Source organism: Chryseobacterium phosphatilyticum (assembly GCF_002899825.2).
GTDB classification, from domain to species: Bacteria; Bacteroidota; Bacteroidia; order Flavobacteriales; family Weeksellaceae; genus Chryseobacterium; species Chryseobacterium phosphatilyticum.
In genome coordinates, this window is record NZ_PPED02000001.1 from 1,511,672 (window position 1) to 1,524,303 (window position 12,632).

The following is a 12,632-nucleotide window of genomic DNA, read 5'->3' on the forward strand; positions in this document are numbered from 1 at the left end:
TCAAAAACATACATTCAAATCCAACAATCAATTGAAAGATATTGGATCCTATAGTTTTTCAAAAAATACTATCTTCGCAGCGTATTACTAAAACTTGATGATATGAAAAAAATGATATTTCTGGCTTCAGCTGTTCTTATATTAAACTCTTGTGTGGTATCTACCGCTGCAAAAGTGGTAAAAGGAGCTGTGAATATAAGCTACAAAGCAGTAAAAGGAACTGTTAATGGAATCAGCTGGGCCGTAAGCAAAGCAAAAGGAAAAATAGATGAAGATCGTTTAGATGGCACATGGAAAATCGTAGGAGTCTATCGTGGTTCTTTTGAAGATTTTTCTAAAGATCAGAATCCGGATGGTTCATTCACATCAGATTGTACAGAAGGTTTTGATCAGATTATTTTCAAAGCTAAAAAATCCAAATTCAAACCTGTGCATTGTAGCTCTGAAAAGGAAGATTGGGTAAAATATTCTTTAGAATTCGGTAAAAATCCCTTAACTAAAGAGAAGGAAAATTATATTGAATACAATTCCAACAGCTATATATCAGTCATTGATGCCAATAGCAAGACAATGATTCTCGAAGGAAATTTAATGCCTAAACTGGCATTTTCCGGAGCTAAGCTATATCTTTTGGAAAAAGTAAAATAATAAAAATAAAGGAGTACATGAAACCGTACTCCTTTATTTTTATTATTTTACCAATTGTTGCCTGCATGTAACGTGCACATAAATTCCGGCCAAAAGATTCTATTTTAAATACTGTTCTGCGATGAAGTATCCTCCTCCTATCACCAGCAGAGGAAGGGCTGCAGATAACAAAATCAAAGGCCATGCAAAAATTCTGAAATAAGTATACAGTTCTACTTTAGAAGGATCTTTCGGGTCATAGATTATTGTTTCTGTATCTCCTTCAGACCAGCTCGAAGGATTAGTTCCTTCCGCCAGTTCATAAGTGTATTCAGTATTATCTTTAGTACGGTAGGTAAAGACCGGCACATAGACCACACCATCTGAATCTATTTCACGTAAAGATGTTACTGTTCCCGTTACTTTTTCACCATTTTTTAAAAAAGTGATTGTACTTTTAAAGCTAATCGCTGCCAGAATCAGTAATCCTAACCCTGCACCAAGCATGAGATAATATTGCCACATAATCTCTTTTTTTACGATTGTTATTTCTTACTTTATTTTTTAATTCTAAATAAATCCACATTAATCATCCTCAACAGATATGACTGCTAGTAAGGTATATTTCAATTGATCACAAACTTAATGAAAAAGACATTTATTCTGTAATGTATTCTTTTTTAACACAACATATGTAATATCAACACCTTAAAAACTGTTATTATCTAATATAAATGTAAATTTATTTAATTAATCATAACCAATCACCAATTACTCAAATCAATTTATGAAAAATACAATTTCTAAACCGGAAATCAGGAAAAATGCAGCAACTTACCTGACCCTTACCCTACTCCTCTGCCTCCCTGTATACTATATGTGTATCCACACCGGAAAGCTTGGGGGCGGAATCATATCTTACGCTACTATTGTGATGTGGTGCCCGGCTATTGCAGCTCTTCTTACTTGTCGCATAAGGAAAATCCCGATATCCTCGTTGGGTTGGAAATGGGGACTTACAAAATACCAGATACTGGCCTACTGCATTCCACTCCTCTATTCTCTTGTTCCTTATCTGGTCATCTGGATCAGTGGAGCCGGTGGTTTTTATAATCATGAATTTGTTGCGGAGATAGGCAAAGGAATGGGATGGGAATTGTCTGACGGAGCAACCATTGTGTTATACATTATTTTAATGAGCAGCTTCGGTATGGTAAGATCTGTAGGGTCTGCTTTGGGGGAAGAAATCGGATGGCGGGGTTTTCTTACACCGCAATTGGCAAGGATCAATTCCTACACTGCCACCTCATTATGGATGGGAGTCATTTGGTCACTGTACCATTATCCTCTTCTGTTATTTTCCAACTACAATACAGGAGGTCCCAAATGGCTTGCCTTGACCTGTTTTACCGTAATGATATTTGCGTGTTGTTTTATTTTCACGTGGTTACGCTTAAAATCCGGGAGTCTATGGACAGGGGTATTTTTGCATGCCAGCCATAATCTGTTTATCCAGTCTATTTTTACGCCGCTTACCACAGATACAGGAAATACCAATTATTATATTGATGAGTTCGGGATTGCGCTCCCAATCGCAACTGTACTAGTTGCGTATTTCTTCTGGAGGAAAAGAAATGAGCTACCGGAACAGAAAATTGAAGATTCTGATTCGCCTGTTACTATTTGAGCATCCCTATAAAAAAACAGCGCTCCCAGAGCGCTGTTTTTTTATTCAATATTTTTAAAAATTTTTCTTTATTATTTTTATTATCAAATAGTTGATGATTGAAAAAAGGGTATTAATTCTTTTATAGGTGGAGCCTCCAGTATATTTCCTGTATTCATTGAGGCATCGTAAGTTATATGGTTTACCATCCATTCAATAGTCTCATTTCCAATCAAATTATCTGGTAAAGGTATAGGATGATTAAAATCTATGGGTCTGATAAATCTTCCTTTTGAAGAAAAATCAACGAAAAAACCACCCCAGCCTTTAACAAAAGGATATTTTGGAATTCTCTTTAAAGGAATACACCGAAGTTCCCAGGTTCCTGCAGCCCAGCCTCCTTCATTCTGGTTGTTTTTTCTATTGAAAAACAGGTAATTAAAACCCTCTATTTCTGTTATATCATATTCTTTACCATTATATGGCCCACGATAATCACTAAAACAAAGATAACTGTAGATTTCATTTCGATGAAGTTTTAAAAACTCACGCAGTTTATCCCTGTTATTACCAGACCCAGGGCTTTGAAAATGCCATGCTGTAAATGTGCTTGCTCCGGCTTCTTTTGTTATAATAATAGCACAGCCCTGCATTTCTCCAGTGATCACATATTGTGGTTCAGCTAAATTGGGACACAAAGGAATATTTCCCAATCTTCCCACATTTGAAAAATCATCGGCTGGAACACCACCATAATATGGGAAAAAATATACCGGCCCTAAATTTGTTCTCTTATATCCAAAGTAACGTTCAAACAAACTTAATTCATTTTTTACAGTAATCCCGCTGAAGCCCAGATCACCTAACTCTACAATTTGTAAATCAGACTTTGAGGGTATCATGTAAGAAGGGTTGTCATCTCCGTTTACTTTTTTTAAAACCTCTTTAAAAGATAAAGAAATGGCTTTGGGATGCAGCCAGATAAGGTCCTCCGGCTCCGGGTCTTGTATTACTTTTTTTAACATATCATTATTTTAAATTTGTATTAACTAAGAGGATTACGTTCTCGTATGGTAGCAGCCCATTCCTGTATACAGGCACGTGTATCTGCGTTGACATTAGCTCCAAATAAAATCATCAGCTCATCAAAAATATTTTCTCCTTTTTTTCTCTCCCCTTTCCAATAGCTTTCTTCTATGCTGCCCACAAATTTATGAGACTCATGCGTTCTGATCTTTCTCAGTGCTTTCTGAACATCAGGTCTGTTGAATACCTCTCCTATTTTCTGTTCTCCTACATTTCCAAATAGCAGATGGATCAATCTGATAGAAGGGTATACTCCATATCCAACCTGATCTCTGGTAAAATCTTTTGTTGCAATCATCGCCCCAAGCCGACTGTCCGGGTCTACTTTTTCGGGTTCCAGCAAAGCCTTATATTGCTGATATTCATTCCTTCCCATCCAGGCACCTCCAGCTCCTGCAACGGAAAGTAAAAGTTGTATGTATCTTTTTTCCATAATATAATAAGTTTAGCATTGAATTATTAATTTCACATCTATTCTATAAGTTCAGAAACATGGTACCAAAGGCTCTATAAAATATTGTTCTCACAAATTTCTGTGTAAAGATCCTGATCCGTCAGAGGGGAAAACCCCATTTTCAAAAAGTAAGAGTTTACCCTTATGAGCAAATAATGTTTTTGCATATTTATTAAACAGTAGTAATGATATTATGAACAATCTGTCTTTTCACTAAAGACTTTTTCTTCTCTAAGCCCTCCCATCTATCATCTCTCCAATTCTTTTTATTTAAAATTTCACTCATGAGAGAATTCCCTTATTTTTTAAAATTCAGTCTTTTCCCTTAATGAAGATTTATTTTGATTGATGAAATTTGTATCAGACAAAAGAGGTCAACGATCTTATACTTAAGATTCAACCAAAAAGAAAAAGTGTTGAGTTAAAAGGAAATCTTTGCAAAAAGATGTTTGGCAGTAAAAACAATACTAACTATTTAAACCCAACATATGGCAGATACAGTAAACAACCAGACTACAGATGCAGTAACGCAGACCAATGTTACTGTGCTTGGTGAATCACCCGCACAGGCCATGAGTATGCTCTACCAGATGGCTACCCATGCCAGTGGAATTTCCATTCAGAATTCGGTGACAAATCAGCAGAACTTGAATCAACTCAACCCTGCGATTGTTGCTGATGCCATTAAAATTTTAAAAGGATAATCTAAAACCTTACGATCATGAATGAACACAACAGTGAAACCCAACAACCTCAGGCTGCTGATGCCACCACTCCGGCAGAAAAAGCTGTCGTATTTGTGAACAGTGAGGTATTGGCGCCTCCCAAGGCCTCGCCCATGACCGGAGTAGCCAAAGTAATGATTGAACAATCTACAGGAATGATGGTTCAGGATTTACAATCTTTCTTAAAAGGATTTGAACAGGTGGGGCTTATTGCTCTGAGCAGATTGGCCAACAATTTATTGACTTATGGATCACCTGTAGGTCCTGCTCCAGGCGCTAAAGGTATTGAAACACACAACGCTGAATTTATACAGGCAGAAGGGACAGGTCAGAGTAACGAAATGATGAAAGACCTGTTTAAAATGGTTAGTGATTATGCAGAGGTAAAAGCTAAGATTTCCAATACCATATATAACGCCAACACTCCTCTAATTCCAAAAGAGACATCAACATCTCCCCCATTTACAGATGTTTCTTCTGAAGCTGAAGATCCCGGAAAAAAAAACAGGTAGATTGGGTTTACCAGGAAACCTCATCAGAGAAAGAAAATATGAAAAAAAGCTTTATCACGGCTGATCATGGGGGAGAATTAGTATTGAAGTCAATAAAACTAACACAGCCACTCATAAAACCGGAAATTAAAGAAGCAGTAATCCCATCAGTAGAATCTGAAGTTACACCTAAAAAGAAAACAATAATAACACAACTCATTGACAAACTTAAAAATAAATAAGAGATGAATTATTCTACAGTAACAAAACCCGCCAAAATTCTAAATTTACAGAGTTTAAACGATTTAAATGAACGGCTTTATCTGACCAGAGCTATTGATACACCTTATCTGGACACCAAAAGCGCAGATACCAGAAAAACTGACAACAATGCAGAACGTATTGTATTTAATCTTCAAACATCGGATATTAATATACAACCCACTGTAAGACTTGTCAACTGCATCAGAGGAAGTAAAAGGTTCAATCATTTTCAATCCTTTGTGATAGAGCCTAAAGATAAATCAACCGGAATAGTTGTCATCATGATCAAACTGGATGATCCCAAAGCCTTTTATTGTAATGTAAGAATCTTACCTCTTACTACTTTAAGCGATATTGCAGTGCCGGAGAATGATTCAAAACCACTAACGATCAATCTCGAAAGATCAAAATGTATCCTAAAAACGGACATTACCATCACTCCATCTAATACCGGTGAAGCCCTATATTCTGTACATGATGTGGATGTTTCTGACGTGGCTGATCTTATCAGTCAGGCTGAGATGGTGGAATTAAAGAGAGAACTGGAATTTCAGGCATCCAAACTGATTGCCCATTATTTTCAGGAAATTCTGAGTATTGTAGTGAATGAGCACTCCATAAACAATAATAAACCTATAGTGATTTCCGATGATTACATTCTGACACTTCCTCCCAATCAATTAAAAGAGATGCTTTCAGCCAATGCCATTTGCGCATCTGTAGCTTTAGAAGTTGTAGGATATAACGTAATCAGAGGTCTTAATCCGGACTGGAGGGCTGCTTCTGCATTTATCGGATATTTATTGTAATCATTGGCTATTTATTTTTAAACATCACAAAAAACAATATTTATGCGCAGAAGAATTCCTAAAAAAGCTCCTGTTCAACAACCTGTTATCCCCATAACTGAGGAACAGAATCCTCCCCCAATCATTGAAGAGGAAGTGATGCCTTTTGTTTTGAGGCATGAAGATGAAATCATTAATTACATCAAAGAAAAAGCAATAAAAGAAACGATGAAATCTCTGGCTCCTCTACTGGAGAAACTGGAAGAAGCCGTTAAACAGCAAGAAACAGCCCAGGTTCCGGATTCAATACCGCCTCCTCCCGCTTCCTCTGTAATGAACTACGAAGAACAACTGAAACAACTTCAGGAAGCTTCCAATGCAAAGGTAAAAGAGAAAGAGATAAAAATTATGGAACGAATGAACAAGCTGAATACAAGGCTGGGCAATATCCGCATATAAACATCAAAAGCTACTATATTATGAATGAAATTAATACCATCATCATGGGAATGTCTACCGCTGTACCCCATACAATTTCCACCCAGGTAAGTGCACATTCTACGGGATTAATGCAAATCAATTCCGCATTAAATCAACAAAGAGATTCCATGATGGGAATAACCAATTATGTGATGGGAGTCAAAAAAATGAGTTCCGGAAAATTGAAATACAGAGAATTGGACGTTCTTAAAAAAGGGCGGTTGTAATCCCTGCCTCTAAAAACCATGGATGCGGTTTATTTTCTCTGTAAAGATACAACCGGTGCCCTCTACATATACAATCAGGTCAACATTTATCTTTAACATCGGTTTTAAAGGCTGTCAGTGTACAAAAGCAATCATTAAGAATCCGTTTTCCGCCCCAAAGGAATCTCTCACTGCCAGCATATCTACAGCAGAAATGCATTTTTAAGACAGATATTAAAAATAATAACCGCATCCATTTTACTAAAAATATGCTTTAAACTCGCTCAGATTTTACAGATGGTGGTTTTAACCATTGTATTAAGAATCACCCTTCCGGTCTAATCATCAATTACAAGTCTATACCAATGCTTTTGAAATCTATTCATCTGCAGGATCTGTAGTGAGTTTAAAAATAGAATAGAAAACTAGTTTACCTCAATAATTTATTAACCGAGATTAAATCTCATCAAAAACAATTACAACTATGGCAACAGTCAACGAACAAATCACAGACGCAGTAACACAATCGAACGTAAAAGTAGTAGCAGAATCTCCTGCAATGGCTTTAAGCAACGTGTATCAATCGGCAGCGCATTCTACAGGAATCATGTTTGAAAATGCAGTAAATACGCAAAATCAACAAAACATTTTAGGCCAGGCAGCCACAACTCAGGGAATTCTGCAGATCTATAGCCTGGATACCGTAGCAGATGCAGTTTCTATGGCGAAAATCCTTAAGCCGTAATTTTTAAACTTTTTTTAAAGGATAATCCCAGCCGGAAGATCCGGTTGTATTTAACCCATAAACAATAATCATTATGCCACCAGTAAACGGACAAATCACAGACGCAGTAACGCAGTCGAATGTAAAAGTTGTCGCAGAATCTCCTGCAATGGCTTTAAGTAACGTGTATCAAACTGCTGCACATTCTACAGGAATTATGTTTGAAAATGCAATCAATGCTCAAAATCAGCATAATATCCTTACTCAGGCAGCGACAACACAGGGGGTAACTCAAATCTATAGCAAGGATACCATCGCCGATGCAATTTCTATTGCTAAAATCCTTACTCCTTAATTCATTTTTGCAGACCGCAGAATAACTATTTTATCAACCGGAATACCCGGTTAATCAAACTTAATAAACAATAATCATTATGGCAGCAACAACAGTAAACGAACAAATTACAGACGCAGTTACTCAATCGAACGTAAAAGTAGTAGGAGAATCTCCTGCAATGGCTCTAAGCAACGTGTATCAATCCGCAGCACATTCTACAGGAATCATGTTTGAAAATGCAGTGAATGCACAAAACCAGCAAAATATTCTGACCCAAGCTGCCACTACGCAGGGAGTGTCTCAAATCTATAGCCTGGATACTATTGCAGATGCAGTTTCTATCGCTAAAATTCTTAATCCGTAATTCTATTTTACGAACATCACATTACCATTATCCCAACAACCGGAAAATCCGGTTGTTTTTAAACCTCAATAAAAAATAATTATTATGCCACTAACCGACAAAGCAGCAGCAACAGTAAACGAGCAAATCACAGATGCAGTAACACAATCAAACGTAAAAGTAGTAGCAGAATCTCCTGCGGTAGCGTTAAGCAACGTGTATCAAACAGCAGCACATTCTACAGGAATTATGTTTGAAAATGCAGTGAACTCTCAAAATCAGCAAAACGTAGTTACTCAGGCAGCGACTACACAAGGTATCTCACAAATCTACAGTCTGGATACCATAGCCGATGCTGTTTCCATGGCTAAAATCCTTAATCCATAATTCAATCTTGTCAACGGTAAAATACCCGTATCTCAACAACCGGAAAATCCGGTTGTTTTTAACTTAAATAAAAAATAATCATTATGGCAGCAACAACAGTAAACGAACAGATAACGGATGCAGTTACTCAATCGAACGTAAAAGTAGTAGGAGAATCTCCGGCAATGGCTTTAAGTAACGTATATCAATCTGCAGCACATTCTACAGGAATTATGTTTGAAAATGCAGTGAATGCGCAGAACCAACAAAACATTTTAGGTCAGGCAGCCACTACACAAGGGGTTCTTCAGATCTACAGCCTGGATACCATAGCCGATGCGGTTTCTATTGCAAAAGTATTAAATCCTTAATTATATTGTGTTTTTTAGATTTCTTGTGATCAGGGAGTACATCAATGTACTCCCTGATTCTTTATATTTATTTATCAAACAATACAATTTCATTGGCATCAATGATATTATTTTGTACGGCATAGATCACCAATCCTGCCATATTTTTCACACCTGTTTTGATCATCAGATTGGTTTTATGGGTCTCAACAGTTTTAGGTGATATAAACAGAGCATCTGCAATTTCCCTGGTACTGAGTTGCTGACAAACCAAACGTAAAACATCAATTTCTCTATCGGTGAGGTCATTTTTAGAAAAAGCATGAAATTCCGGAAGTTTATTGGAAAGCTGACTTCTCATAACATCAATCTGTTCATTGGAAAAATAATGCCCGGTATGATAAACAGTATGGATGACAGCCAACAATTCTTCAAGTTCAATTTCTTTGGGCAAAAAAGCATGCGCTCCCATTTTCAGCATTTGTCCCATGAAAGAACGTCGATAAAAACTGGAAAGAACAATAATTTTTATTTCCGTTTCTTTTTGAGATAAAACGGACATGACCTCAAGGCCATCACCATTTGTCATCCTCAGATCCAGAATCAAAATATCTAGTACGCCATAATCCTGCTCTGTGAGAAATTGATGCCCTCCTGTTGCAGTCAGGACAACCTGATACCCGCCATGATTCTCAATATAGTTTTTCAAAAGCTGTACAAACAGCAGGTCATCATCTACAATACCAATTTTAATTTTCGAATGTTCCATGTTTATTTTTATTGTATTGCCATACAGGCTATAAATTTTGTCCCTTTTTCAGGTTGTGTTTTAAGTTTATAAATGGCTTTAATTTTTTGTGCTCTCGACTGAATGTTTCTCATTCCTATTCCTCCGGAATGATTTCCGGAGATAAACCCCCGCCCATTATCTTCTACGGTTAGCATCAGATAATTGAGAGATATTCTAAGGGATACATCAACTCTGGTAGCCTCAGCATGTTTCAGAATATTGCTAACCAATTCCTGTACAATCCTGAAAAGATTCAGTTTAACCGGCTCACTGAGTGGTATTTCTATGGTGAAATGCCGGAAAATAACCTCTATATTTTTATTGATCTGCTCAAGATAATCTGCAATTAAATCTGTCAGATCAACCTCATTAAGATCAGGAGGAGTAAGATTATGAGACAATTCACGGATCAGCTGCATAGATTTTTTTAAATCATGATTCAACTCTTCCGGTTTTTTATCATTGAGATTCAGGCGGATGAGATTCAACTGTGAAATGATATTGTCGTGCAGCTCTTCTGCCAGTCTTCCTCTGTCCTGTTCTTGTATAAACAAAATATCCTCCAGGCATTTGTTTTGTGTATCGCGGACTAATTCTGAAACCTTTTTCTTATTTTTCTTTATACTTTTTAAATAATTAATGACCAATATTGTGATTAATAATGTTGTTAAAAAAAATAGTCCAATACCGATCCATATCCATACAACTATCTGGTCCTGATTTTCCCAACGCCACATCCCATATTAATAAAAGCAATATAAAAAGACAATAACAATACGCCTCTAAAAAGCCAGATGGGCGCTACCCAATTGAGATGGTTACTGATTAAAAAATTAAATACAGTGGATATCAGACACTCAACGGAAAAGAATAAAAAAACAAAAATATTAACGATGAACAAATCTCTTTCAGCTCTTCCTTCTCTTATGATTTTCATGAAATAAGAAGCTGCATACGTACAAATAACAATGCAGCTTATGATATTAGAGTAAAAGGTAACGAAAGTTCCGTCTTGTACATATAACATATTGCAGACCAGCACTAATCCTGCATAGCAATATACAATACCCCTGATCTCCCGGGAAAGCTGAATGTAATAATTGTTATACACCACTGTAAGGATTACCAGACCAAAAAACTGACTCAATGCATAATTATAGGTATTGAGTGTGTTTAATTTCATCAACCTGTCAATCAGATCAGTAAATTCCAACATCAGTTCTCCGGAGAGGAGAACTATTACTGGAAATTTTGCTTTTATTCCTTCTTTTATCAGAGCAATTACCCCTACCACTAAGACAAGGTTAATCATAATCTGCAAATACAATGATAAATTATTATACGAAAACACCGGTGCTTTGCTTCAAAAGTTGATAATCATTGAGACTATCAAAAGTAAATGGAGGTCGTGGTGTAGAATAGTTTTCTGCTGTTTCACTCATATGATTAATTGCCAGACTTTTTACTGTAATTATTTCGATATGGTAAGGAAAATCACCTCCCTTTCTTTCCAGATTATCTGTAAGCCCGAAGAAACAGACACAGCTCTCACCACCTGTAATTCCCATTCTCTCATAATCTGAAAACGGGATAGAAATCAATTGAAAGAAGTCTTCAGTTTCCATAGCCTGCAACCATGCACTACCAAACATATTCCATCTGAAATTCCGGTTAATAGCTGATTCAGAAGTAATAGGAGGAGGGGTTACTTCTCCTTCCCTTTCATTACTGCTTTCAATCTTTGCTTCTGTAAACTCAAGCGATAATTTCTTAGTAAGAATATAATTAAAATTGGCATCTTTATCACATTTAGAATCAATCAGAAAAAACTTCAGTTTCTCTTCATGAATACCTACATAGGCATGAATTTTTTTGTTTTCGTCAGTTCCAAGATTTTGCCTCCACTGCTCAATATCTTCGCCTGAAACACTGAAGTGCGTTCCCTGATTTAAATAATTCAAAATTTCCCCTCTATTCTTATCATTTCCGTTTTTATAAGAATCAATAAGATTTTTCCATTTTCTAATGGCTTCAAAGATGTTTTCGGTAGTCATGATAATAGCTATTTGTGAATGATAATTATTTTATGTGTTGAAATTTACAAAAAAAATACACTTATATTTATTTTTAAATCACTTTTAAGTGGAAAATAAAATTTAATTGAATAAAAATTAATATTCTTTTGTTTTTTTATAAAATCATATCGGGAGTAGCGCGTACCTTTGTCCCGGAAAATAATCTTATTTACAATATACTGACCTATGATTCCATTTCATGACCTTCCGTTTTTTATGCTGGCAGCCCTTATTCTGGCAATTAGCCCGGGGCCTAACATGATTTATCTAATTTCAAAATCAATTACGCAAGGGAAAAAATCGGGATTTATTTCTTTAACAGGCATTATCTGTGGCTTTATGTTTCATATTATCATGGTATCTTTTGGTCTTACCGCAGTATTACTTGCCGTTCCTTTTGCCTATACCATTCTGAAAACACTGGGAACCGTTTACCTTTTATATCTGGCTTATCAGGCGATCAAACCCAAGAGCAAAAATATTTTTGAAGTTGATCATACCAGTGCTCATGATAGTCCTAAGAAATTATTTACTGTTGGTTTTTTAACGAATGTCCTTAATCCTAAAGTAGCTGTATTTTACTTATCATTTTTCCCTCAATTCATTAAACCCGGATATGGTTCGATATTCACACAGAGTTTGGAACTTGGTGTTGTACAGGTTTTGCTAAGCTTCAGTGTTAATTTTATCATTGTTCTTACCGCAGCTAAAGTCGCTGTATTTTTTTCCAACAATCCGGTCTGGATCAGGGTACAGAAATGGTTTATGGCAAGTGTACTCACCTACCTGGCGGTGAAAATGGCTTTTTCAAAAGCAAAATAACAGAGTCCTATATTCCTGTTAAGATATATTGTAGCTTT

General features: G+C 36.3%; 21 protein-coding genes. 14 read left to right on the forward strand and 7 right to left on the reverse strand.

Annotation, left to right across the window (positions count from 1 at the left end; all coding sequences use genetic code 11):
• Positions 1 to 102 precede the first annotated feature (102 nt).
• Positions 103 to 648 (forward strand): hypothetical protein, encoded by a 546-nt coding sequence (locus C1631_RS06890; RefSeq protein WP_109711312.1) that lies wholly within the window; start codon positions 103 to 105, stop codon positions 646 to 648.
• A gap of 99 nt (positions 649 to 747) precedes the next feature.
• Here C1631_RS06890 and C1631_RS06895 read toward each other — a convergent pair whose 3' ends face one another.
• Positions 748 to 1,152 carry a DUF3592 domain-containing protein gene (locus tag C1631_RS06895; protein ID WP_103249263.1) on the reverse strand — a complete coding sequence of 135 codons (405 nt, stop codon included), beginning with the start codon at positions 1,150 to 1,152 and terminating at the stop codon, positions 748 to 750.
• Between the two features lie 262 nt (positions 1,153 to 1,414).
• On the opposite strand from C1631_RS06895, the gene C1631_RS06900 reads away from it, so the two are divergent.
• A complete protein-coding gene (locus C1631_RS06900) occupies positions 1,415 to 2,314 on the forward strand; it encodes a CPBP family intramembrane glutamic endopeptidase (RefSeq protein WP_109711314.1) in 900 nt (299 codons plus the stop codon).
• Between the two features lie 83 nt (positions 2,315 to 2,397).
• Here C1631_RS06900 and C1631_RS06905 read toward each other — a convergent pair whose 3' ends face one another.
• Together C1631_RS06905 and C1631_RS06910 are read right to left on the reverse strand one after the other, a co-directional pair.
• Positions 2,398 to 3,318 carry a hypothetical protein gene (locus tag C1631_RS06905; protein ID WP_109711316.1) on the reverse strand — a complete coding sequence of 307 codons (921 nt, stop codon included), beginning with the start codon at positions 3,316 to 3,318 and terminating at the stop codon, positions 2,398 to 2,400.
• Positions 3,319 to 3,338: 20 nt separating this feature from the next.
• Entirely contained in the window at positions 3,339 to 3,812 is a 474-nt protein-coding gene (locus C1631_RS06910) for a hypothetical protein (RefSeq protein ID WP_109711318.1), read from the reverse strand.
• A 509-nt stretch (positions 3,813 to 4,321) separates the two neighbouring features.
• On the opposite strand from C1631_RS06910, the gene C1631_RS06915 reads away from it, so the two are divergent.
• From C1631_RS06915 to C1631_RS06965, 11 genes are all read left to right on the forward strand, one after another.
• Positions 4,322 to 4,537, forward strand: a complete 216-nt coding sequence (locus tag C1631_RS06915) for a RebB family R body protein (protein ID WP_047400697.1) — start codon at positions 4,322 to 4,324, stop codon at positions 4,535 to 4,537.
• Between the two features lie 17 nt (positions 4,538 to 4,554).
• The gene (locus tag C1631_RS06920; protein ID WP_103248564.1) at positions 4,555 to 5,070 is read left to right on the forward strand and encodes a hypothetical protein; all 516 of its coding nucleotides are present in this window, start codon (positions 4,555 to 4,557) and stop codon (positions 5,068 to 5,070) included.
• A 38-nt stretch (positions 5,071 to 5,108) separates the two neighbouring features.
• Complete coding sequence (locus tag C1631_RS06925) at positions 5,109 to 5,291, forward strand: hypothetical protein (protein ID WP_109711321.1); 183 nt, start codon at positions 5,109 to 5,111, stop codon at positions 5,289 to 5,291.
• A gap of 3 nt (positions 5,292 to 5,294) precedes the next feature.
• A complete protein-coding gene (locus C1631_RS06930; protein ID WP_109711323.1) occupies positions 5,295 to 6,122 on the forward strand; it encodes a hypothetical protein in 828 nt (275 codons plus the stop codon).
• 42 nt (positions 6,123 to 6,164) lie between these two features.
• On the forward strand, positions 6,165 to 6,560 hold the full coding sequence (locus C1631_RS06935; RefSeq protein WP_103248568.1) for a hypothetical protein: 396 nt from the start codon (positions 6,165 to 6,167) through the stop codon (positions 6,558 to 6,560).
• A gap of 20 nt (positions 6,561 to 6,580) precedes the next feature.
• Positions 6,581 to 6,808 carry a RebB family R body protein gene (locus C1631_RS06940; RefSeq protein WP_109711326.1) on the forward strand — a complete coding sequence of 76 codons (228 nt, stop codon included), beginning with the start codon at positions 6,581 to 6,583 and terminating at the stop codon, positions 6,806 to 6,808.
• A gap of 463 nt (positions 6,809 to 7,271) precedes the next feature.
• The gene (locus C1631_RS06945; RefSeq protein WP_103248570.1) at positions 7,272 to 7,532 is read left to right on the forward strand and encodes a RebB family R body protein; all 261 of its coding nucleotides are present in this window, start codon (positions 7,272 to 7,274) and stop codon (positions 7,530 to 7,532) included.
• A 73-nt stretch (positions 7,533 to 7,605) separates the two neighbouring features.
• Positions 7,606 to 7,866: a RebB family R body protein gene (locus tag C1631_RS06950; RefSeq protein ID WP_103248571.1), complete on the forward strand. Its 261-nt coding sequence runs from the start codon at positions 7,606 to 7,608 to the stop codon at positions 7,864 to 7,866.
• A gap of 79 nt (positions 7,867 to 7,945) precedes the next feature.
• The gene (locus tag C1631_RS06955; RefSeq protein ID WP_109711328.1) at positions 7,946 to 8,212 is read left to right on the forward strand and encodes a RebB family R body protein; all 267 of its coding nucleotides are present in this window, start codon (positions 7,946 to 7,948) and stop codon (positions 8,210 to 8,212) included.
• An 84-nt stretch (positions 8,213 to 8,296) separates the two neighbouring features.
• Entirely contained in the window at positions 8,297 to 8,578 is a 282-nt protein-coding gene (locus tag C1631_RS06960) for a RebB family R body protein (protein ID WP_103248573.1), read from the forward strand.
• Between the two features lie 83 nt (positions 8,579 to 8,661).
• Complete coding sequence (locus C1631_RS06965; protein WP_103248574.1) at positions 8,662 to 8,928, forward strand: RebB family R body protein; 267 nt, start codon at positions 8,662 to 8,664, stop codon at positions 8,926 to 8,928.
• A 67-nt stretch (positions 8,929 to 8,995) separates the two neighbouring features.
• Here the strand turns inward: C1631_RS06965 and C1631_RS06970 are convergent, their stop codons facing one another.
• The 4 genes from C1631_RS06970 to C1631_RS06985 form a co-directional block, all read right to left on the reverse strand.
• Positions 8,996 to 9,676 carry a response regulator transcription factor gene (locus tag C1631_RS06970; protein ID WP_103248575.1) on the reverse strand — a complete coding sequence of 227 codons (681 nt, stop codon included), beginning with the start codon at positions 9,674 to 9,676 and terminating at the stop codon, positions 8,996 to 8,998.
• 8 nt (positions 9,677 to 9,684) lie between these two features.
• Positions 9,685 to 10,251 carry a sensor histidine kinase gene (locus C1631_RS06975; RefSeq protein ID WP_165828244.1) on the reverse strand — a complete coding sequence of 189 codons (567 nt, stop codon included), beginning with the start codon at positions 10,249 to 10,251 and terminating at the stop codon, positions 9,685 to 9,687.
• A gap of 152 nt (positions 10,252 to 10,403) precedes the next feature.
• Positions 10,404 to 11,009, reverse strand: coding sequence for a hypothetical protein (locus C1631_RS06980; RefSeq protein WP_103249032.1), 606 nt, complete (start codon positions 11,007 to 11,009; stop codon positions 10,404 to 10,406).
• Positions 11,010 to 11,034: 25 nt separating this feature from the next.
• Positions 11,035 to 11,751 carry a hypothetical protein gene (locus tag C1631_RS06985; protein ID WP_109711332.1) on the reverse strand — a complete coding sequence of 239 codons (717 nt, stop codon included), beginning with the start codon at positions 11,749 to 11,751 and terminating at the stop codon, positions 11,035 to 11,037.
• Between the two features lie 207 nt (positions 11,752 to 11,958).
• Here C1631_RS06985 and C1631_RS06990 point away from each other — a divergent pair, with 207 nt between their 5' ends.
• Complete coding sequence (locus C1631_RS06990) at positions 11,959 to 12,594, forward strand: LysE family translocator (protein ID WP_103249030.1); 636 nt, start codon at positions 11,959 to 11,961, stop codon at positions 12,592 to 12,594.
• Positions 12,595 to 12,632: the final 38 nt, after the last annotated feature.

Coding starts and splice junctions, on each gene's coding strand:
- C1631_RS06890 (WP_109711312.1), top strand. CDS start 103: ATGAAAAAAATGATATTTCTGGCTTCAGCTGTTCTTATATTAAACTCT.
- C1631_RS06895 (WP_103249263.1), bottom strand. CDS start 1,152: ATGTGGCAATATTATCTCATGCTTGGTGCAGGGTTAGGATTACTGATT.
- C1631_RS06900 (WP_109711314.1), top strand. CDS start 1,415: ATGAAAAATACAATTTCTAAACCGGAAATCAGGAAAAATGCAGCAACT.
- C1631_RS06905 (WP_109711316.1), bottom strand. CDS start 3,318: ATGTTAAAAAAAGTAATACAAGACCCGGAGCCGGAGGACCTTATCTGG.
- C1631_RS06910 (WP_109711318.1), bottom strand. CDS start 3,812: ATGGAAAAAAGATACATACAACTTTTACTTTCCGTTGCAGGAGCTGGA.
- C1631_RS06915 (WP_047400697.1), top strand. CDS start 4,322: ATGGCAGATACAGTAAACAACCAGACTACAGATGCAGTAACGCAGACC.
- C1631_RS06920 (WP_103248564.1), top strand. CDS start 4,555: ATGAATGAACACAACAGTGAAACCCAACAACCTCAGGCTGCTGATGCC.
- C1631_RS06925 (WP_109711321.1), top strand. CDS start 5,109: ATGAAAAAAAGCTTTATCACGGCTGATCATGGGGGAGAATTAGTATTG.
- C1631_RS06930 (WP_109711323.1), top strand. CDS start 5,295: ATGAATTATTCTACAGTAACAAAACCCGCCAAAATTCTAAATTTACAG.
- C1631_RS06935 (WP_103248568.1), top strand. CDS start 6,165: ATGCGCAGAAGAATTCCTAAAAAAGCTCCTGTTCAACAACCTGTTATC.
- C1631_RS06940 (WP_109711326.1), top strand. CDS start 6,581: ATGAATGAAATTAATACCATCATCATGGGAATGTCTACCGCTGTACCC.
- C1631_RS06945 (WP_103248570.1), top strand. CDS start 7,272: ATGGCAACAGTCAACGAACAAATCACAGACGCAGTAACACAATCGAAC.
- C1631_RS06950 (WP_103248571.1), top strand. CDS start 7,606: ATGCCACCAGTAAACGGACAAATCACAGACGCAGTAACGCAGTCGAAT.
- C1631_RS06955 (WP_109711328.1), top strand. CDS start 7,946: ATGGCAGCAACAACAGTAAACGAACAAATTACAGACGCAGTTACTCAA.
- C1631_RS06960 (WP_103248573.1), top strand. CDS start 8,297: ATGCCACTAACCGACAAAGCAGCAGCAACAGTAAACGAGCAAATCACA.
- C1631_RS06965 (WP_103248574.1), top strand. CDS start 8,662: ATGGCAGCAACAACAGTAAACGAACAGATAACGGATGCAGTTACTCAA.
- C1631_RS06970 (WP_103248575.1), bottom strand. CDS start 9,676: ATGGAACATTCGAAAATTAAAATTGGTATTGTAGATGATGACCTGCTG.
- C1631_RS06980 (WP_103249032.1), bottom strand. CDS start 11,009: ATGATTAACCTTGTCTTAGTGGTAGGGGTAATTGCTCTGATAAAAGAA.
- C1631_RS06985 (WP_109711332.1), bottom strand. CDS start 11,751: ATGACTACCGAAAACATCTTTGAAGCCATTAGAAAATGGAAAAATCTT.
- C1631_RS06990 (WP_103249030.1), top strand. CDS start 11,959: ATGATTCCATTTCATGACCTTCCGTTTTTTATGCTGGCAGCCCTTATT.